The 18,669-nt window shown below is 63.3% G+C and carries 16 protein-coding genes, 1 other RNA gene and 1 pseudogene; 11 read left to right on the forward strand and 7 right to left on the reverse strand.

Annotated features, from left to right (window positions below; all coding sequences use genetic code 11):
- Positions 1-26 precede the first annotated feature (26 nt).
- Positions 27-1,247, forward strand: a complete 1,221-nt coding sequence (locus tag NKJ78_RS14110) for an alanine racemase (protein WP_023668250.1) — start codon at positions 27-29, stop codon at positions 1,245-1,247.
- A 213-nt stretch (positions 1,248-1,460) separates the two neighbouring features.
- Here NKJ78_RS14110 and NKJ78_RS14115 read toward each other — a convergent pair whose 3' ends face one another.
- From NKJ78_RS14115 to NKJ78_RS14125, 3 genes are read right to left on the reverse strand one after another with little or no spacing between them, the layout of a single operon-like run.
- The gene (locus NKJ78_RS14115) at positions 1,461-2,690 is read right to left on the reverse strand and encodes a lytic murein transglycosylase (RefSeq protein WP_352460227.1); all 1,230 of its coding nucleotides are present in this window, start codon (positions 2,688-2,690) and stop codon (positions 1,461-1,463) included.
- Between the two features lie 32 nt (positions 2,691-2,722).
- A complete protein-coding gene (locus NKJ78_RS14120; protein ID WP_023682151.1) occupies positions 2,723-3,520 on the reverse strand; it encodes a glycoside hydrolase family 25 protein in 798 nt (265 codons plus the stop codon).
- Positions 3,490-3,825 (reverse strand): hypothetical protein, encoded by a 336-nt coding sequence (locus NKJ78_RS14125; protein WP_352460228.1) that lies wholly within the window; start codon positions 3,823-3,825, stop codon positions 3,490-3,492. The genes NKJ78_RS14120 and NKJ78_RS14125 overlap by 31 nt, the downstream gene beginning before the upstream one ends.
- Here NKJ78_RS14125 and NKJ78_RS14130 point away from each other — a divergent pair.
- Positions 3,803-5,182: a serine hydrolase domain-containing protein gene (locus tag NKJ78_RS14130; protein WP_352460229.1), complete on the forward strand. Its 1,380-nt coding sequence runs from the start codon at positions 3,803-3,805 to the stop codon at positions 5,180-5,182. The two genes, NKJ78_RS14125 and NKJ78_RS14130, sit on opposite strands and share 23 nt — an antisense overlap.
- A gap of 6 nt (positions 5,183-5,188) precedes the next feature.
- Here the strand turns inward: NKJ78_RS14130 and NKJ78_RS14135 are convergent, their stop codons facing one another.
- From NKJ78_RS14135 to NKJ78_RS14145, 3 genes are all read right to left on the reverse strand, one after another.
- Positions 5,189-5,953 (reverse strand): class I SAM-dependent methyltransferase, encoded by a 765-nt coding sequence (locus NKJ78_RS14135; RefSeq protein ID WP_023817942.1) that lies wholly within the window; start codon positions 5,951-5,953, stop codon positions 5,189-5,191.
- Positions 5,950-7,197 carry a BtaA family protein gene (locus NKJ78_RS14140; RefSeq protein ID WP_023817943.1) on the reverse strand — a complete coding sequence of 416 codons (1,248 nt, stop codon included), beginning with the start codon at positions 7,195-7,197 and terminating at the stop codon, positions 5,950-5,952. The genes NKJ78_RS14135 and NKJ78_RS14140 overlap by 4 nt, the downstream gene beginning before the upstream one ends.
- Positions 7,198-7,278: 81 nt before the next feature.
- The gene (locus tag NKJ78_RS14145) at positions 7,279-11,238 is read right to left on the reverse strand and encodes a hydantoinase B/oxoprolinase family protein (protein WP_352460230.1); all 3,960 of its coding nucleotides are present in this window, start codon (positions 11,236-11,238) and stop codon (positions 7,279-7,281) included.
- A gap of 177 nt (positions 11,239-11,415) precedes the next feature.
- Between NKJ78_RS14145 and NKJ78_RS14150 the strand changes: the two genes are divergently transcribed.
- The 6 genes and pseudogenes from NKJ78_RS14150 (at position 11,416) to NKJ78_RS14175 (ending at position 15,178) form a co-directional block, all read left to right on the forward strand.
- The gene (locus tag NKJ78_RS14150) at positions 11,416-11,613 is read left to right on the forward strand and encodes a hypothetical protein (RefSeq protein WP_023729355.1); all 198 of its coding nucleotides are present in this window, start codon (positions 11,416-11,418) and stop codon (positions 11,611-11,613) included.
- A gap of 207 nt (positions 11,614-11,820) precedes the next feature.
- Positions 11,821-12,540: a J domain-containing protein gene (locus NKJ78_RS14155; RefSeq protein ID WP_023739868.1), complete on the forward strand. Its 720-nt coding sequence runs from the start codon at positions 11,821-11,823 to the stop codon at positions 12,538-12,540.
- Positions 12,537-13,304 carry an N-acetylmuramoyl-L-alanine amidase gene (locus NKJ78_RS14160; protein WP_023739867.1) on the forward strand — a complete coding sequence of 256 codons (768 nt, stop codon included), beginning with the start codon at positions 12,537-12,539 and terminating at the stop codon, positions 13,302-13,304. The genes NKJ78_RS14155 and NKJ78_RS14160 overlap by 4 nt, the downstream gene beginning before the upstream one ends.
- A gap of 184 nt (positions 13,305-13,488) precedes the next feature.
- Positions 13,489-14,193, forward strand: coding sequence for a lytic transglycosylase domain-containing protein (locus NKJ78_RS14165; RefSeq protein ID WP_023739866.1), 705 nt, complete (start codon positions 13,489-13,491; stop codon positions 14,191-14,193).
- Positions 14,194-14,243: 50 nt separating this feature from the next.
- Positions 14,244-14,640, forward strand: an RNA gene (gene rnpB / locus NKJ78_RS14170) — RNase P RNA component class A.
- 178 nt (positions 14,641-14,818) lie between these two features.
- Positions 14,819-15,178 (forward strand): annotated as a pseudogene (locus NKJ78_RS14175) (type II toxin-antitoxin system ParD family antitoxin).
- Positions 15,179-15,263: 85 nt separating this feature from the next.
- Here NKJ78_RS14175 and NKJ78_RS14180 read toward each other — a convergent pair.
- Positions 15,264-16,379, reverse strand: coding sequence for a cystathionine gamma-lyase (locus NKJ78_RS14180; protein WP_352460231.1), 1,116 nt, complete (start codon positions 16,377-16,379; stop codon positions 15,264-15,266).
- A 402-nt stretch (positions 16,380-16,781) separates the two neighbouring features.
- Between NKJ78_RS14180 and mraZ the strand changes: the two genes are divergently transcribed.
- The 3 genes from mraZ to ftsL are packed head-to-tail and all read left to right on the forward strand — an operon-like array spanning position 16,782 to position 18,665.
- Entirely contained in the window at positions 16,782-17,255 is a 474-nt protein-coding gene (gene mraZ / locus NKJ78_RS14185) for a division/cell wall cluster transcriptional repressor MraZ (protein ID WP_023682144.1), read from the forward strand.
- The gene (gene rsmH, locus NKJ78_RS14190) at positions 17,252-18,268 is read left to right on the forward strand and encodes a 16S rRNA (cytosine(1402)-N(4))-methyltransferase RsmH (protein WP_023714771.1); all 1,017 of its coding nucleotides are present in this window, start codon (positions 17,252-17,254) and stop codon (positions 18,266-18,268) included. Before mraZ ends, rsmH begins: the two co-directional genes overlap by 4 nt.
- A 4-nt stretch (positions 18,269-18,272) precedes the next feature.
- A complete protein-coding gene (ftsL, locus tag NKJ78_RS14195) occupies positions 18,273-18,665 on the forward strand; it encodes a cell division protein FtsL (protein ID WP_023682142.1) in 393 nt (130 codons plus the stop codon).
- Positions 18,666-18,669: the final 4 nt, after the last annotated feature.

The raw sequence follows: 18,669 nt of genomic DNA on the forward strand, positions 1-18,669 counted from the left end.
CAGCCGAGAAGTCAGGGGATTCGTCCATGCAGCGATTCGAGAATGCCCGCGAGGCGGCGCTGGCGCTTCGGCCGGACGATCCGGTCTACTGCTTTCGCCCGCAGGTGCTGAAGGCGGATGCCAAACAGTTCATGGGCATGTTTCCTGGCAAGACCGCCTACGCAGTCAAGACCAATGGCGAGCAGATCGTGCTGAAGGCGCTGGTCGAAGCCGGCGTCACCGCTTTCGATGTGGCCTCGCCCGGCGAGTTCGCCGCCGTGCGCGCCGTCTCACCCGACGCCGAGATGCTCTACATGCATCCGGTCAAGGCGCAGTCGGACATCAAGCTTGCGCTGGAAAAATACGCCATCCGCGTCATTTCGCTCGACCATGAGGACGAGATCACCAAGCTGACGCGGGTGGTGCGGGCGCTTGACATCGATCCGGGCTCCATCAGCGTGTTCGTGCGAATCCAGACCAAGGGTTCGGCGGCCTATGAACTGTCGAAGAAATTCGGCGCCGGGCCGGCCTATGCGGTGGAACTCGCCGAGCGGCTCAACCGCACCGGCTACAAGGTCGGCCTATGCTTCCATGTCGGCAGCCAGATCGAGGATCCCGACACCTATGAACGGGCGCTGGCCTCCGCCGATTGGGTGCGCAACCGGCTGACCTTCGACATTGCGGGGCTCGATGTCGGCGGCGGCTTTCCCGCCGAGTACGGCCATGACCCCAATCGCAAGCAGATCGAGATGCCGTCGCTCGGCCAGATCATGTCGCGGCTGTCGGGCGACCTCAGGGAATACCAGTTCGACCAGATCCCGTTGGTGGCCGAGCCCGGCCGGGTGATCGTGGCGCGCTGCCTCTCGCTGATCGTGCGGGTGCTGCTGCGCAAGGGCAAGCGGCTCTACATCAATGACGGCATCTGGGCGTCGCTGTCGGATTCTTGGACCGGCAAGATCACACTGCCGGCCCGCTTCATCCCCGATCCGGCGATCCGCTCGCGCAATGGCGAGGAGAAGAACATCGTGCCGTTCAAGGTCTGCGGCGCGACCTGCGATTCCGTCGACATCCTGTCGCGGCCGTTCTGGCTGCCGGAAACCGTCGACACCGGCGACTGGATCGAGATCGGCCATATCGGTGCCTATTCGCTGTCGCTGAGAACCCGCTTCAACGGCTTTTATCCCGATACCTTCGTCGAGGTGACGACACCCTTCGATGAAGGCGATGCGCCGCAGGGATTCGCGAGTTTGGAGACGATGGCGGATTAGGTTTCTTCCTTCTCCGCTTCAGCGGACGAAAAGCCAATTGCTTGGCTTTTCGAGCCTTCGACGCCCTGAGCTATGCGAAGGGCCGGGGTGGTGGCCGATCCACCTGCCGGGTCCCGCTGCTTCGCAGCGTCCCGGCGTTCGCCAGCCTTCATGCCGATGAATTCGCTCCGCGAAACCGGCTGCTCACCCCACAAGGGGAGAAGGCAAGGAGCGCTACAGTTTCCCCAAAAGCTCCGGCGTCGGCCAGCCGTCTACCGGCATGCCGAGCCGCATCTGTTCCTTGCGGATGGCTTCGCGGGTGTTGGTGCCCAGAATGCCGTCGACGGTGCCGACGTCATAGCCCCTGGCTTCGAGCTTGGTCTGCAATTCCTTCATCTGGTCGCCATTGAGACCGGTTTCGGGATTGCGCGGGTCGAACTGCTTTGCCCCGGCCAGCCGGCTGGCGAAGTTGGCGGCGGTCAGCGCGTAGGTGAAGGACTGGTTCCATTCGAGATAGACGTCGAAATTGTCGTAGGCGAGGAAGGCCGGACCTTTGCGGCCCATCGGCAGCGCCAGGCCGGCCTTCAGGCCATTGTCGATCAGCGGCGTGCCATCGGGATTGGTGACGCCCCAGGCGGCCCATTGCGACAGCGGCAGCTTGTTGGTGCGGCCGGTCTGCTCCCAAGGCATGTCCTCGGGCACGCGCACTTCCTCGATCCAGGGCTGGTCGCGTTTCCAGCCGCGCGACAGCACCTTGTTGGCCGTGGTCATGATCACGTCGGACACACTGCGCCTGAGATCGACGATGCCGTCGCCATCGCCGTCGACGCCCCGCGCGAGATAGTCGGAAGGCAGGATCTGCGTCTGGCCGATCTCGCCGGCCCAGGCGCCGGTGACGTCGGCCGGAACGACGCCGCGATCGATCAGCGTCAACAGCGGCACCAGTTGCGGCCGAAACAGCTGCGGGCGGCGGCAGTCATGCGACAGCGTCACCAAGGCGCTCAGCGTGTGGAAATCGCCCTGTACGGCGCCGAAATCGGTCTCCAGCCCCCAGAAGGCGGTGATGATCGGCGCCTGGACACCGAACTGCTGGTCGGCGCGCGCAAAGATTTCGGCGTATTTCTTCAGATTGGCCGCGCCCTGCTTCAGCCGGTAGGCCGAGATCATGCGGTTGGAGAACTGGATGAAGGTCTGTGCGAAGACGCCCTGGGCGCGGTCACGCGCCAGCACCTTGTCGTCGATGGTGGCGGCTTCCAGCGCGTCAAGGCCGACAGCGCCGACACCGGCTGCCCTGGCTTCCGCCGCCACGCCTTGCTTCCAGGTTTCGAAGTCGCCGCCGCATTCCTGCGCCCCCGCCGGCATCGCCGTAGCGCCGAGCAGCAGAGCCGCGAGCAGCCCGGAGCGCAGGCGGCTCTTCGATCGTTTCCGGCGTAAATATCCCAGTGGCTGCAGGTAGGTGCGCATGGGACGTCGAAAAGCAGGCGGCAGAGCCGGTGTCAACGGGTGTTCTGCCGCAGCCACTTTTTCCAGGCTGCCTCAGTGCCGTTGAAGACGTTGATATCGGACTTGCCGTTCATGCCGGGCACGATACCGGTTCCGGTGTATTGCCAGAAGGTGAAAGGGTGGCTGCCGTACTTCTGGCGGGGGTGGCCGGCCACCGAGCGCAGCCAGTAGGGATAGCCGCGGAAGGTCGCAAGGTCGTTATCGTCGAAGAAGTCGACCGAGGTGTAGATGATCGGCTTCTTGCCATAGTGCCGCTCGATCATCTCGAGAAAGGTGGTCATTTCGGCCCGCACCGTCGCCGAATCCGGGCGCAGCCGGCAGGTCGGCGATTGCGGGTTCCACTCCATGTCGAGCACCGGCGGCATGGCCGAGCGGTCGACGGGCACGTTCTGGATGAACCAGCGCGCCTGGGTGGCGGCAGGCGTGCAGAAATAGAAGAAATGGTAGGCCGCGCGCGGAATGCCATTGGCCTTGGTGCGCGACCAATGCTCGTTGAAATACTCGTCGAAACGGTCGCCGCCCTCGGTCGCCTTGATGAAGGCGAAGGAGATGCCGCTGGCCTTGGCCGTCGGCCAGTCGACCGAGGTCTGGTATTTGGAGACGTCGGTGCCGTGAACGGCATAGTTCCAGGGCGCGCCGCTATCCCATTCATGCGGCTTGGAATCTTCGAAACGCGGTGCGCGCACGGCAACCGTCGGGCTGCTGGATGGCGACATCGAGGGCACGAGATCGCCGGCGGTCGAGCAGGCGGCCAGCAGCGTCAACGTGATGAGGGCCGCGAAACGGCGCATCGCATTTCCCGAGCCGGAATCAGCCGGTCGCTGTTGGGTTGTCGTTGCAGGTGCCCCTCAGGCGATCGCCCCACAGCATCGCCTGATACGCTATTTTCGTGCATGTCGTTGTTCCAAAACCGCTGCGCACTTTTGGGCGACATGCACCAGTGATCGCCGATCATGGTTGATAACAGGTTGACGGCGCTCGACAAGAACACCGATTTTGCGGAAGCAATGGCGGCAAATCGATGACATAAATCGGGCCGCAAGCCACGGGCAGCGGAAAAGCAGGGACGGAAGATGCGGATCGCCGTGAAGATCATCAAATGGCTGCTCGGCCTGGTCGTGCTGGCGATAGCCGCGCTGTTTGCCTGGCTCTACATCGCTCCGCCCGACCTGATCCGCGTCGGTTCCGGCTATTCCGCCAAGATTGTCTGCTCGAATGTTTTTATCGCCGGCCGTGATCCCAATGAGGTGCTGGCCATCGACGTGCAGGCGCCCGGCCATCCGCTGCTCAGGCTGATGAAGGTGTCGGTCGACAAGAACAGGGGGACCGTCTCGGCCGGGCTGCTTGGCTTCCTCGGCAAGAGCGTTGCCGTTGCGCGCGCCGGCCTGGGTTGCGCCTCGGTTCCCGATGGCGACGTCGGCAAGGCACGGCGCACGTCAATCCCTGCCGAGGCGTCGGCGGCCACCAAGGGCGATCTGTGGCCCGAGGGAGATCGAGTCGATGCCTCGCAAAATCCCGAAATCAACAAGATCCTCGACGGTGCGGCGATGACCGGCATCGGCATGCGCGCCGTGGTGGTGGTCAAAAATGGCCGCATTGTTGCGGAGCGTTATGGCGACGGCTTTTCGGCGAAAACGCCGCTGCTCGGCTGGTCTATGACCAAGACAGTCAACGCCGCGCTCGTCGGCACGCTGGTCAAGGACGGCAAGATGGCGGTGACCAATCAGGGCCTGTTCGGCTCATGGAAGGCGGACGGGCGCGCCGCCATCAGCCTTGCCGATATGATGGCGATGTCGAGCGGGCTCGAGTTCAACGAGGATTATGGCGACGTCGCCGATGTGACGCGCATGCTCTACCTCGAACCCGATATGGCGGGCTTCGCCGAGGCCAAGCCGCTGACCGGCGACGTCGGCAAGGTCTTTTCCTATTCGAGCGGCACGGCGGTGATGCTGTCGAGGCTGTGGCAGGATGCTATCGGCGACAAGGACAAGGCGCTGATGTGGCCAAGGACAGCGCTGTTCGGGCCGCTCGGCATGCAAAGCGCGGTGCTCGAAACCGACGAGGAGGGTACCTTTGTCGGCTCATCCTACCTCTATGCCACGGGGCATGACTGGGCGCGGTTCGGCCAATTCCTGCTGCAGGGCGGCGTCTGGAACGGCAACCAGATCCTGCCGGCCGGTTTCGTCGACTGGATGCGCGAACCGGCACCGGCCTCGAAAGTCTACGGCAAGGGGCAACTTTGGATCGAAGCCCCGGGGGACGAAGGAAATCCCGGCGCCGGCGTCGCCGCCGGACTGCCCAACGATACCTACTGGATGGAGGGCCATGACGGCCAGACGGTCGCCATCATCCCGTCGGAGCAACTGGTGGTGGTGCGGCTGGGGTTGACGCCGGCCAAGCTCGGCTACCGGCCGCAGGTGATGGTCGGCGCGCTGATGAAGGCACTGCGCTAGCTCCCTTTACCCTCCCCTTGATGGGGAGGGTCGGCGCGTAGCGCCGGGGCGGGGTGCCTGGCCACCCGCGCCTTCGGCGCGACCTCCCCCATCGAGGGGGAGGTAAGAGTGCGCGATCTTGACGACCGCCAGCCAGGTATAGCCGCGGTAAAGCGTGCGGAAACGGAAGCTTGCGCCGGTTCGCCGAGATTCCGATTCCAAGACTTCGCGCAATGACTCACGTGGCGTGACATGGAATTTCTTGAGCCAGCCGCGCAGCAATGTCCGGAACCAGTTGGGCAAGCCTTCCTGCTGGCCGAAATCGACGACATGCAGCGAGCCGCCGGGCGCGAGTGCCGCAAGGGCTGCTGAAACCGTCTTTTCCCAACCGGGGATCATCGACAGCGAATAGGACACGAAGATGCGGTCCAAGCGCTCGACGCCGAACAGCGTCTTGGCGTCGAAATCGGTGGCGTCGCCGCGCGCCAGCACGACGCGGCCGGACAGGCCTTCGCGGCCGATCGCCTTACCGGCGGTCTCCAGCATCTCGGCCGAGATGTCGAGGCCGTAGAGGCGGGCGTCGGGATAGTGGCGGGCTACAAGCGCGATGTTGCGGCCGGTGCCGCAACCGAGTTCGAGCACTCTGCCATTCGCCGGCACATCCAGCCCGACTATCATCTGGTCGCGGCCAAGCAGATAGTATTTGCGGGTCAGGTCGTAGATGTGGCGCTGCCAGCGGTAGACGCCGTCCATCAGTTCGGCATGGTCGGCCGGCAGCCCGCTCGCGCTCATGCCGCGCGCTTCACATAGAGGTGGAAGCCGCCATAAATCGCAGAGCGGTCGCGGGCCGAACAGTCGCGCGAGGCCTCGTCCTCGTAGGTCCACTGGTCGAGCAGGGAGGTCGCGACGCGGCCCGGCAGCAGGCTGGGCTCGGCGGCGGTACGGAAGATGACTCGGGCGCCGACCGAGGCGGTGCGGGTGATCTCCGACCAAAGGGCATTGAGCTGGTCGTCCGTCATCCAGTCCTGCGCGTCGAGCAGGACGAAACGGTCGACGGTGCTTGCGTCCTTGCCGGCCAGAAATTCGATCAGATTGGCGTGGTGGATGCCGACGCGATCGACATTGTTGCGGATCGCCTTGTAGTTGGCCTCTTCTAGATAGGCGGGCAGGGCGGCCTCACCCGGATTGGGATAGCGACGGGCGAAGGCTTGCCAAGCGAAGTAGTTGTTCTTCAGCGGAAAATCGCAAGCGAGCTTTTCCAGCCGGGCCTTCAGCACGCTGGCCATCGAACCATCGCCCGAGGTGATCAGCGAATCGTACTGCGCCGGCGGAATGCCGAGGCCGAACAGCGAAGCCTTGCGCGAGGTAGCCCAGCGCAACAGCTTCTTGTCGAAGACCCGCGCCAGCTCTTCGTTGAAGAAGCGGCGCTGGTCGGCGAGGCTCTTCGACGCCATGATACCGGCGGGATCGACGCCGAAGAATTTGGCGATGCGGTGGCCCATGGCGATGAACAGGCCGAGCAGGCCGGTCTGGTAGAAATTGCGGTCGAAGACGGTGATGCGCCGGCGGCCGCGCCAGCTGCGACGCTCCCAATAGTGGCGGCTGACCGGGTCGAGATGCGGCGCGATGAAGCGGTCATAGGCTTGCGAATTGTGGTTGGTGTCGGCGGCGCCGAAGAAACGGAACAGATCGCCCTGCGAGGGCAGATGCCGCACCGCCTCCAGCTTCATCCGGTTCAAGGCGATGTGGGCGGCGTTGAGGTCGACCGCATCGACGCGTTCAGGCGAGCGGGTGAGGTAGGCGAGGATGTTGCAGCCGCCCGACGCTATGGTGACGACGCGGTGGCCCTGGCCAAGCTGCATGGCCTCCATGTCGACTTCAGGGTCTTCCCAGATCTGCGGATAGACAAGGCCGGAAAACAGCAGCGCGAACAGCCGCTCCGAGATGCCGGCCTTCGACAGCGGGCGGTTCTGGTAGACGGCCTTTCCAACTTCCTTGCCGCGGCGAAAAACGAGATCCGAGGAGACGTCCGTCATGGCAAAGTGATTCCCCATTGCTTTGCCGCAAACGGGTAACTCAGGGGCATGACAGGCGGGTGACAGCCTGTTGACGCGAGTTCAGGCCTTGCCAAATCCCCCCGGTGTCGGCGTCGTCAGGATAACGGCGTCGCCGGCGTCGAGCACGGTCTGGTCGCAGGCCTTCAGCGTCTCGACGCTGCCGTCGTTGCGGCGGACCTTGGTCGAGCCGACCTCGCCGTCACTGCCGCCATCGAGGCCTTGCGGCGGGCGGTTGCGGTGCGAGGACAGGATGGCGCATTCCATCTTTTCGAGGAAACGGATGGTGCGCCTGGTGCCGTCACCGGCATCCCATTTGCCTTTGCCGCCGGAGCCCTCGCGAATGTGGAAATCCTCAAGCAAAACGGGAAAGCGCAGTTCCAGCACCTCAGGGTCGGTGAGGCGCGAATTGGTCATGTGGGTGTGGACGCCGGATGTGCCGGCAAAGCCACGGCCGGAGTTCATCTGTCCGGCCGGCGAACCGGAGCAGATGGTCTCGTAATACTGGTACTGCTTGTTGCCGAAGGTCAGGTTGTTCATCGTGCCTTGCGCATTGGCCATGGCACCCATGGCGCCGAACAGGGCGTTGGTGACATGCTGCGAGGTCTCGACATTGCCGGCGACGACAGCGGCGGGGTAGGCCGGCTTCAGCATCGAGCCGTCGGGGATGATGATGTTGATCGGCCGCAGGCAGCCGGCATTCATCGGGATCATGTCCTCGACCATGACACGGAAGGCATAGAGCACGGCTGCGCGGGCGACGGGCTCGGGCGCATTGAAATTGTTCTTCTCGACCTTCGAGGTGCCGGTGAAGTCCACGGTCGCCTCGCGCTTTTGCCGATCGATGGTAATCTTCACCTTGATCACCTGGCCGGTGTCGGTCGGGTATTCGTACTCGGAACTATCGGGCAGCCGCTCCAGCACGCGGCGCACGCTTTCGGCGGCGTTGTCCTGGACATGGCCCATATAGGCTTCGACGACATCGAGGCCGAAATGGCCGACCATCTTGCGTAATTCCGCCACGCCCTTTTCGTTCGCGGCGATCTGCGCCTTGAGATCGGCGATGTTCTGGTGCGGATTGCGGGCGGGGTAGGGGTGGTCGGTGAGCAGCGTTTGCAACTCCGTCTCGCGGAATTTTCCACGATCGACAACCCGGAAATTGTCGAACAGCACGCCTTCCTCGTCGACCGTGGTGGCAAGCGGCGTCATCGAGCCGGGGGCAGTGCCGCCGATATCGGCATGATGGCCGCGTGAGGCTACGTAGAAGATTACTTCCTCCCCCCTTGAGGGGGAGGTGGCGGCGGAGCCGCCGGAGGGGGTCGTTGCGGCAGTGCTCGACGCTCTTGTGGTGCCTTCTGAGAGGACCCCACCCGGCCGCTGCGCGGCCACCCTCCCCTCAAGGGGGAGGGAAAACACCGGCGTCACCACGGTGATATCAGGCAAATGCGTGCCGCCATTATAGGGGGCGTTCAGCGCAAAGACGTCGCCGGGATGGATGTCGCCGGAGTTCAGCCGGATAATGGTTTCGACCGAGCGGTCCATGGAGCCGAGATGCACCGGCATGTGCGGCGCGTTGGCGACCAGCGCGCCATGGCGGTCGAAGACGGCGCAGGAAAAGTCCAGCCTTTCCTTGATGTTGACGGAATAGGCGGTGTTCTGCAGGGTGACGCCCATCTGCTCGGCGATCGACATGAAGAGGTTGTTGAAGACCTCCAGCATCACCGGATCGGCTTCGGTGCCGAGGGCAGCCGTGCGCACTTTCCGTTCCGTGCGGCGGATGACGACGTGATTGACATCAGTGATTTCGGCCTGCCAGCCCGGCTCGACGACGATGGTCTGGTTCGGCTCGATGATCAAAGCGGGGCCCGGGACCAGATTGGATGGGCGCAGGTTTTCGCGGCGATGGATGCCGGCTTCATGCCAACGTCCCTCGGTATAGATGCGCCGCGTTCCGGACGCACCGGCTTCAACCCTTGCCGGTCCGGCGGGCGCAACGGCTTCGGCCGTGGTCTCGACGATCTCGGCGCCTTCCACGCCAACGGTCTCGACGATCATCGGCTTGTCGTCATAGACGAACCCGAACTGCGCCTTGTGGGCCACTTCGAAATCGCGCCTGGCCTGGAAGATCGAGTCGCCTTCGAAATTCACCGGCAGCGTGGTGTCCGTGCCGTCATAGCGGATGTGCAGCACCGGCTTTGCCGCAATCTTGTCCTCGGCGATGCCTTGCGCTGCCAATTCGGCGATGACGGCTTTTTTCAACGTGCCGATGAGGCTGCCGATCTCGGTCCTGGATTCTTCGGCAAGCGGCTTCAGGAGTGCCTGCTGGCGTGACGCGAAAACCGACGACAGGCCGATACCATAGGCTGAGAGCAGACCGGAGAAGGGGTGGATCAGTACCGCCTCCATGCCGAGCGCGTCGGCAACCAGGCAGGCATGCTGGCCGCCGGCGCCGCCAAAACAGTTCAAGAGATATTCGGTGACATCGTAGCCGCGCTGCACGGAGATCTTCTTGATGGCGTTTGCCATGTTTTCCACTGCGATTGTGACGAAGCCTTCGGCGACGGCTTCCGGCGTGCGGCCATCGCCGATTTCGGCGGCGAGCGCAGCGAATTTTTTATGCACGGCGGCGACGTCCAGCGGCTGGTCCTGGCCGGGTCCGAAAATCGCCGGGAAGAAATCGGGCTGCAGCTTGCCCAGCATGACATTGGCGTCGGTGACGGCCAGCGGGCCGCCGCGCCGGTAGGCGGCGGGGCCGGGATTGGCGCCGGCGGAATCCGGCCCGGCGCGGAAACGGCCGGCTTCGTAGTGCAGGATCGAGCCGCCGCCGGCAGCGACGGTATGGATGCGCATCATCGGCGCGCGGATGCGCACGCCGGCGACCTCGGTGTCGAAGGCGCGCTCATACTCGCCGTCAAAATGGGCGACATCGGTGGAGGTGCCGCCCATATCGAAGCCGATGACTTTCTCGAAACCGGCGAGTTTCGCCGTTTCGACCATGCCGACGACACCGCCGGCCGGGCCGGACAGCAGCGCGTCCTTGCCCTGAAACATGTCGGCGGCGGTGAGCCCGCCCGACGACATCATGAACATCAGGCGAGGGTTTTCCCTCCCCCTCGAGGGGAGGGTGGCGGCGGAGCCGCCGGGTGGGGTTGGATCGACCGGGCTCAGCGCATTGGCGGTGCCTTCCGAGAGGACCCCCTCTGGCCGCTTTGCGGACTGCCCTTCGCTATGGCTCCGGGCGTTCGTCGCTGAAAAAGCCAAATCGTTGGCTTTTTCTCGGCCTTTGGCCGACCGCTCCTCACCCTCCAGAAGTGGGGAGATTGGCGTCGCGCCCAGTTCTCCCGCTACTCTTTGCACATAGCGCGACAGGATCGGCGACAGATAGGCATCGACTACGGTGGTGTCGCCGCGGCCGACCAGTTTGATCAGTGGCGAGACTTCATGGCTGACCGAGACTTGGCTGAACCCGATCTTGCGGCAGACTTTCGCCACCGCCTTCTCGTGGTCGGGATATTTCCAGGCATGCATGAAGACGATGGCCACCGCATCGATGCCGTCGGCCTTCGCCTGTTCGATGGCGGGCCGGCAGGCGGCGATGTCGAGCAAGCGCTCGACCTCGCCATTGGCGCGCACACGCTCGTCGATCTCGATGACTCGCTCGTAGAGCTGTTCGGGAAGGATGATCTCCTTGGCGAAGATGTCTGGTCGCGCCTGATAGGCGATCTTCAGCGCATCGCGAAAGCCCTTGGTGATGAGCAAAAGCACACGGTCGCCCTTGCGCTCCAGCAGCGCATTCGTGGCAACGGTGGTACCCATCTTGACGTCACCGACCAGGCCCGGAGGAATAGCGGTGCCGGATTTCAGCCCCAGAAGCTCGCGGATGCCGGCTATGGCGGCGTCGGGATAGGCTTCGGGATTTTCCGACAGGAATTTCCTGGGATGCAAACCGCCTTGCGGATCACGTCCGATCACGTCGGTGAAGGTGCCGCCGCGGTCGATCCAAAAATCCCATTTCTTGTCCACGCAGAACTCCGGCATTTCATTTGGGTCCAGACTGTTAGTTCGGCATCGCCCGGCCCGCAATCGGTAGTGCGCGGATGTTACATCAGGAAACGCAACGTTACGAAACTCATGGCCGTTTGATGCATTTTGCCTTCGACCGTTCACCGCAACGTGAGCGTGTGTTGAAGGAGAGATGTCATGAAAAAGCTCATTCTTGCTTCCGTTTCCGCCCTGGCCCTGTTCGGCGTTGCCGCCTGCAGCGACAGCGCTACGGATAACACCACCACCCAGAGCACCAATCCGCCAGCCGCCGAGCCCATGAAGCCGGCGACGCCGGATGCACCGAAGCCTGCAGAACCGGCTCCGGCAACACCTGCTCCTGCCCCCGCGCAGTAGCAGCAGTCCCGGTCACTTTGACGTGACGAGAGAGGAGGCCGGCTTCGCGCCGGCCTTCCTGCGTTTAGGTCGATTCGGGGCTCAAGGGCCTTGAACCGGCTCTTTCCTACGGTTTGGGATCTGGCGCGTCGTTGCTTGCGTAAATCGATCCACTCTGCGGCGCTGTCTTGGCTTGATAGCAATGGCCGGCGGCCCTAATAAGCGCTCATGTCAATTTGGGATCGCCTCGGCGACTTCATCAACCGCGTTTCATCTTCAGCCACGTCCGGTGTAGCCGATGTGGTCGAGGCCGTGCGCACGGTTTTCTCCGGTGACGCCGATCTGCGCCGGCGCGTCGCCTTCTCTGTGGCAATGATTGCGCTGTCAGCCAAGATGGCCAAGGCCGATGGCATCGTCACCCAGGACGAGGTTCGCGCGTTCCAGGAAATATTTGAGGTGCCGCGAGAACAGACCCGCAATGTGGCGCGGCTTTACGATCTGGCCAAGCGCGACGTCGCCGGGTTCGAGACCTATGCCGAGAGTATGGCGCAGATGTGCGGCTCGGGCCATTCGAACTGCGTCATGCTGGAAGACATACTCGACGGTCTGTTCCACATCGCCAAGGCGGACGGGCTGGTGCATGAGCGCGAAGGCGTTTTCCTGCACCGTATTGCCGAGATTTTTCGCATCGACGAGGTGCACTACGAAGCCATCCTGGCCAGGCACGTCAATCTCGGGGCCGGCGATCCCTATATCGTGCTCGGCATTGAGCGCGGCAAGCCGTTCGAGGAGGTCAGGAAGCGGTACCGCAAGCTGGTCTCCGACAATCATCCGGACCGCCTGATCGCGCGCGGCCTGCCGCAGGAATTCATCAAGATTGCAACGACCAGGGTCGCGGCTATCAACGCGGCCTATGAAATGATCGAGCGGGGCCTCAGGCACGCATGACCGGCTTCTCGCCCGACGAGCCAAGCGCGGAGGTCAGGGTATCGCCGAATTTCGGCCCGCGGCGCGAAACGCTCAGGCCCGATATGATCGTGCTGCACTATACCGGCATGGCGACGGGTGCTGCCGCGGAAGCCTGGTTGTGCAACCCCAAAAGCGAAGTCTCGTCGCACTACCTCGTCCATGAGGATGGCCGCATCATCCAGATGGTGCGCGAAAGCGACCGCGCCTGGCATGCCGGTGCAAGTTCCTGGTTCGGTCGTCGCGACATCAACTCCTGTTCGGTCGGCATCGAAATCGTCAATCCCGGCCATTCGCTCGGCTATTCGGCCTTTCCCAAGCGGCAGGTGGAAGCGGTGATCGGGCTTTGCCTTGGTATCATCGAACGCCATTCCATTACGGCGCAAAGGGTGCTTGCCCATTCCGACATCGCGCCGGGGCGCAAGATCGACCCGGGCGAGAAATTCCCCTGGAATGCGCTGTTTGCGGCCGGGGTCGGCCATCTCGTGCCTGCGGCGCCGGTCCGGCGCGGCGCGGTGCTGAAAGCCGGCGATACCGGCGCCGAGGTCGAGACACTGCAGTCGATGCTGGCGCTCTATGGCTATGGCGTTGAGATATCAGGTGTCTTCGACCGCCAGACCGAAATCGTCGTCGAAGCTTTTCAGCGGCATTTCCGACCGCGCCTGGTGGATGGTGTCGCCGACGGCTCTACGTCTAGCACGCTGCAAAGCCTGCTGACTTCCCTTACGTCAGTTGCCTCTAAATAATCTTTTTCTGATATTCAAGTTACAGCCTGTCACTGAAAGTGAATTGCCTCGCCTTGTTCGACACAAATTCCGCCCTCAAAGGCGGTTCGTGCAAGTTATCGGACCTCCAGCCCCCCGGATGCTCCGATATTGATTAGGCGTTGCTGCGTGAAGATCTTCGCGCGGCCAAACAGAACGGGACCACATGCAGAAATTGACCGTTGTAACGGCAGCTATTGCTGCCGGCGTAATGACTTTTGCCTTCAGCACGGCCGATGCCGCACCACTGAGCCAGAGGGCGGACCAGGGCTTCATCGCCGCACCCGCCAAAGCCACCATGACGAAGGCAAACCCAACAGCAAAAAGGGCAATCACCGCGAAAGGGCGCAAAGCAGCCGTGGTGAAAGCCAGAAAAGCCACGGCCAAGAGGCATTTTAAGCGCAACAGGAAGAGCGTCGACCTGACGACGACCGCATCGATCCGCCCAAGCACCGCTGCGGAGTCGACTGCGGCAGCCGCGCTTGGCGGCCAGTATTCGGCAATCATTGCCCGCTATGCTGCGGCCGAAGGCGTGCCGGTGTCGCTGGCCCAGGCGGTCATCAAGATCGAGAGCAACTACCGGCCGAACATCGTCGGCAGCGCGGGTGAAATCGGCCTGATGCAGATCAAGCCGGCAACGGCGCGGATGATGGGGTATAGCGGCTCCGCCAAGGGTCTGTTCGATCCCGACACCAACATCAAATACGGCATGAAGTACCTTGCCATGGCGCGCAATCTCGGCGGCGGCACCACCTGCGGCACGATCCTGAAATACAATGCCGGCCATGCCGCGACGAGGATGAACCCGGTGTCGGCGGCCTATTGCGGCAAGGTCAAGGTGCAGTTGGCGGCATTGGGATCGCCGGCATAAGTCTGCTTTTTCATTTGCGTTTTGGAACGTGAACCCCTTTATACGCTCTGCCAGCTGGCCGGGCGGCCGCACCCGCAAAGCCGAAAGGCTGCGGGTGAGGAAAGTCCGGGCTCCATGGAAACACGGTGCCGGTTAATGGCCGGCGGGGGCGACCCCAGGGAAAGTGCCACAGAAAGCAAACCGCCACGATTTATCGGGGCAAGGGTGAAAGGGTGGGGTAAGAGCCCACCGCGCGACTGGCAACAGGAGCGGCACGGTAAACCCCACCGGGAGCAAGACCGAATAGGGACGGTGCGAGGGGAAACCTTCAGGGCTGTTTCCGGCTCACCGTCCGGGTAGGTTGCGTGAGGCGCATGGCAACATGCGCCCAAGATGAATGGCCGCCACGTTCTCGCCCCGAAAGGGGCGAGGGCCATACAAAACCCGGCTTACAGGCCAGCTGGCAATTTCTCCCCATATCGCGATTAATCCTTTGGGATCAGCAGTCTGCGCCTTCGGGCGCAGCTGACGATTCAGGTGCTTGAGCGATTGAATCAACTGCACCGGGTGGGTCGAGACAAACGCATTCTTGAAGCTGGTACGATTAATCGTACCATGATCGTCGTGGTTTGATCAGGAGCACGCCATGGGTCATGTCGACAAACGCAGCATCACGCTTTCGCCGGAACTGGCGGGGGCGGTCGACGACGTCGTGGCCGCCGGCGAATATGCCTCGGCCAGCGAAGTGATCCGTGACGCACTGCGGCAATGAAAAGACCGCCGCGATCTTCTCGGCTACACGGTCGAGGAATTGCGCAGGCTGATTCAGGAGGGGATCGACAGCGGACCGGGACGATTTGCGTCGATGGACGAGATCAAAGCCGAAGCACGTAAGGACAGGTTGTCTGACGACCTTGAGAGCGGGAGGATAGACGGACATCTGTTCATGAAGCGCTTGCAAGCCAAATATGCCGCAGTGACTGAGGCAAGGGACTCGAAGAAGTGAGATCGCTTCAGAGGTTGACGCTGCCCCTCATCCCCCTGCCGGGACCTTCTCCCCGTACAGTGACGGGGAGAAGGGGCAAGCCGCCTCAGATGCCGATCTTGTCCAGCGATGCCTCGATCGCCTGCCAGAGTTCTTCCACCGGCTCGCAGCCCACCGACAGGCGCACGAAGCCGGGCGGAACCGAATCTCCTCGCTTGGCCCGCCGCTCGGCGGAGGTGTGGACACCCCCGAACGACGTTGCCGCCTGCATCAGCGTGCAGTTGTTGATGAAATCCTCGGCCTTCTCCTGGGAAGCGAGTTCGAAGGACACGAGGAAGCCGAAGCGCTCCATCTGCGCCCGGGCCAGGTTGTGCGACGGGTCGCCCTCCAGCCCGGGGTAGCGCAAGCCGCTAACGGCGCGATGGTCTTTCAGGCGCTTCACGATCACCTCGGCAGAAGAACACATGCGGTCGAAGCGTACGTCCAGCGTCTCCAGGCCGCGATGCACCAGCCAAGCCTCGAACGGGCCGGGAATGCCGCCCGCGGTCTCGCGCCAGCCGGTGACGGCCGCGATGATATCTGGATTGCGACTGGCGACATGGCCGAACAGCACGTCGGAATGCCCGTTGGCCGCCTTGGTGTCGGCAGCAACGACGATGTCGGCGCCGAGATCGAGCGGACGCTGGCCGAACGGCGTCATCGTGGTGTTGTCGACGACGACGATCGCGCCCGCTTGGTGCGCGGCCTCGGTGACGGCTGTGATGTCGCAAATGTCCAATCGCGGATTTGACGGGGTTTCAACGGAGACAAGGCGGTAGCCCTCGAACCCGCCATCGAGAAAGGTCGATGTCGGCCGCAGATCATAGGCGACGCCGAAGGGCTTGAGGAAACGGTCGGCCAGCGCGCGTGTGGCATGGTAGCCGTCCGAAGGCAAAAGCACGCGGTCGCCGGATTTCAACAGGCCGAAAAACACCGCCGAGATTGCCGCCATTCCAGAGGGGAAGCCGACGCATGGCGCGTCTTCGAGATGCGCCAGCATGTGCTCGACCGCATCCCAGGTGGCGTTGCTGTAACGGCCGTACTGACTGTAGCCGGCGCCGTCGCCCGGGTTGTGGAAAATAGCGGCCATGGTCAGCGGCAATGGGATGGGGTCGCCTTTGGCAAGTCCGTCGCGACGCAGATGGGCAAGGGAGGCCGCGCGGAACCTGGCTGTTTCGGACATGGATTTCTGACCTTGTTGCTCAGCGAAAAGACTGACGACGCTATTCGCGGCAGTGATGCGCGGCAAGCCGCTTCCGCTTGGGCCAGCCCGCTCTAAACGGTTCGTTAGGCTTAATGGGAGATAAAGACGGGAGTGTTGTCAGAGCTGCTCTCACCGGTTGTGGCGCGCGCGTTTGTGAAGCCTGTTCCCGTTGACGCCCATAGTGCCCCATGATATCCCATTTCGATACCAAAGCCTTCGTTCCGCGTCAGGGTAAAGCGTACGCCAATCGGGCAGCCGCGGCGGCTGTGCGTTTGCGGGGTTTTGCCGCTGGGATCGAAGCGGATTTTCGGCAGGGGACGCGCTTCGGCGCGGACGAAAACATGGAGAGGGGTGCGGCGGCGGAAGCGGCTGCAGCGTGTCATGGACCGGTTTCTGTCAAGCGCGGTGAACAGGATCGATGCGAAGGGGCGGGTCTCCGTTCCGGCGCATTTCCGCGCGGTCGTGCAGAAACGCGGCTATTCGGAACTCTATGCGCTGCGCGGCCTGGACGTGCCTGCGATGGATGTCGGCGGGCTCGATCTGCTCGACCGCTACGAGCAGCGCATCGCGCTGGAAGACCCTTTTTTGCAGACGGCGGACGATATGTCGTTCTTCTGCCATGGCGACGGGACGTTCCTGAAGCTCGATCAGGATGGCCGCATCACGATGAGCGATTTCATCCGCGAGCATACGGGCATCACGAGCGAAGTGGCCTTTGTCGGCCGTGGCAATTTCTTTCAAGTTTGGGAGCCGGGACGGCTGGCCGCCTATGGGGCGCAGGCGCGCGCTCGGCTTTTGCAGCTTCGGCAGGGGACGAAGGCTCACGAGGCCAAGGCTGGGGAGCGGCCGGAATGATGGCGGATCACGGCGATGATCTTAGCGCCGTTGGCGGACCGGTCCGCCACATTCCGGTCCTCCTCGCCGAAGTGCTGGAGGCGCTCTCACCCAAAGCCGGCGATGTGATCGTCGACGGCACGTTTGGCGCCGGCGGCTACACCAAGGCGATCCTGGCGAGCGGCGCCTCGGTGGTGGCGATCGATCGCGATCCCGATGCGATTGCCGCCGGGCGCGGCCTGGAACAGCAATCCGGCGGCAGGCTAAGGCTGGTGCAGGCGCCATTTTCGACGCTGGACGAGCAGGTCGAAAGCGCCGACGGCGTTGTCCTCGACATCGGCATTTCCTCCATGCAGGTCGACCAGCCCGAGCGCGGCTTTTCGTTCCGCACCGACGGGCCGCTCGACATGCGCATGGCGCAGGCGGGCTTGAGTGCTGCCGACGTCGTCAATTCGTTCAAGATAGGCGACCTTGCCCGCATCTTCGGCTTCCTCGGCGAAGAGCGGAATGCCGGCCGCATTGCCCGCATGATCGAGTCACGCCGCGAAAAACGTCCGTTCGAGCGCACGCTCGATCTCGCCGACGCCATCGAAACGCATATCGGCCGCGCGCCGAAGGACAAGATTCATCCGGCCACCCGCGTCTTCCAGGCGCTGCGCATTTTCGTCAATGACGAGCTGGGCGAATTGGCCAAAGCCCTAATGGCATCCGAGCGGGTATTGAAGCCCGGCGGGCGGCTTGCGGTGGTGACGTTCCATTCGCTGGAAGACCGCATCGTCAAGCGCTTCATCGCCGACCGCGCCGACGTCGCCACCGGCTCACGTCATTTGCCCGAGGCGCACGCGCGCACTGCGACCTTCCGCAAGGCTGGTGGCGGCGTGACGGCAGGCGATGCCGAGGTCGCTGCCAATCCGCGGGCGCGCTCGGCCAGGCTGCGTACCGCCATCCGCACCGAGGCGCCGGCGCGCGCCGGTGATCTCACCATTTTCGGCCTTCCAAAGCTTCCCGGCATCCAGGCGCCGCGAGAGAGGTGAATACGTGTTTCGAACCAGCGACATAGTCCTGATCGCCGTCATGGTCTCGGCCGCGGCCCTGACCTACAAGGCCAAGCGCGAGGCCGAGGAACAGCTGGCTTCGGTGCAGAAGATCGAGGCGCAGATCCGCTATGAGGAGGACACGATCGACCTGCTCAAGGCCGACTGGAGCCTGCTGACCCAGCCGTCGCGCCTGCAGAAGCTGGCTGAAATCTACAAATCGCAGCTCGCACTCGAGCCGGTCAATGCGCGGCAGATCGTCGGGCTCGACGACCTGCCGGCAAAACCGCTCAACATCGAGGACCTGTCGTCGCAACGGCTTGGCGGCATGGCCGACAATTCCGGCAAAGGACCAGCCGACAAGGATCCCGTGGTCACCGGAGCCATCGTCCAATGATCGC

This window comes from Mesorhizobium sp. M0037 (assembly GCF_040323635.1).
GTDB lineage: Bacteria > Pseudomonadota > Alphaproteobacteria > Rhizobiales > Rhizobiaceae > Mesorhizobium.

What these genes read in the sequence shown, in the direction of transcription:
- NKJ78_RS14160 (WP_023739867.1), top strand. Translation starts at nt 12,537, where the DNA reads ATGACCGGCTTCTCGCCCGACGAGCCAAGCGCGGAGGTCAGGGTATCG.
- NKJ78_RS14120 (WP_023682151.1), bottom strand. Translation starts at nt 3,520, where the DNA reads ATGCGCCGTTTCGCGGCCCTCATCACGTTGACGCTGCTGGCCGCCTGC.
- NKJ78_RS14150 (WP_023729355.1), top strand. Translation starts at nt 11,416, where the DNA reads ATGAAAAAGCTCATTCTTGCTTCCGTTTCCGCCCTGGCCCTGTTCGGC.
- NKJ78_RS14180 (WP_352460231.1), bottom strand. Translation starts at nt 16,379, where the DNA reads ATGTCCGAAACAGCCAGGTTCCGCGCGGCCTCCCTTGCCCATCTGCGT.
- rsmH (WP_023714771.1), top strand. Translation starts at nt 17,252, where the DNA reads ATGATGGCGGATCACGGCGATGATCTTAGCGCCGTTGGCGGACCGGTC.
- NKJ78_RS14110 (WP_023668250.1), top strand. Translation starts at nt 27, where the DNA reads ATGCAGCGATTCGAGAATGCCCGCGAGGCGGCGCTGGCGCTTCGGCCG.
- NKJ78_RS14165 (WP_023739866.1), top strand. Translation starts at nt 13,489, where the DNA reads ATGCAGAAATTGACCGTTGTAACGGCAGCTATTGCTGCCGGCGTAATG.
- NKJ78_RS14155 (WP_023739868.1), top strand. Translation starts at nt 11,821, where the DNA reads ATGTCAATTTGGGATCGCCTCGGCGACTTCATCAACCGCGTTTCATCT.
- NKJ78_RS14130 (WP_352460229.1), top strand. Translation starts at nt 3,803, where the DNA reads ATGCGGATCGCCGTGAAGATCATCAAATGGCTGCTCGGCCTGGTCGTG.
- mraZ (WP_023682144.1), top strand. Translation starts at nt 16,782, where the DNA reads ATGGACCGGTTTCTGTCAAGCGCGGTGAACAGGATCGATGCGAAGGGG.
- NKJ78_RS14135 (WP_023817942.1), bottom strand. Translation starts at nt 5,953, where the DNA reads ATGAGCGCGAGCGGGCTGCCGGCCGACCATGCCGAACTGATGGACGGC.
- NKJ78_RS14140 (WP_023817943.1), bottom strand. Translation starts at nt 7,197, where the DNA reads ATGACGGACGTCTCCTCGGATCTCGTTTTTCGCCGCGGCAAGGAAGTT.
- NKJ78_RS14125 (WP_352460228.1), bottom strand. Translation starts at nt 3,825, where the DNA reads ATGATCTTCACGGCGATCCGCATCTTCCGTCCCTGCTTTTCCGCTGCC.
- NKJ78_RS14115 (WP_352460227.1), bottom strand. Translation starts at nt 2,690, where the DNA reads ATGCGCACCTACCTGCAGCCACTGGGATATTTACGCCGGAAACGATCG.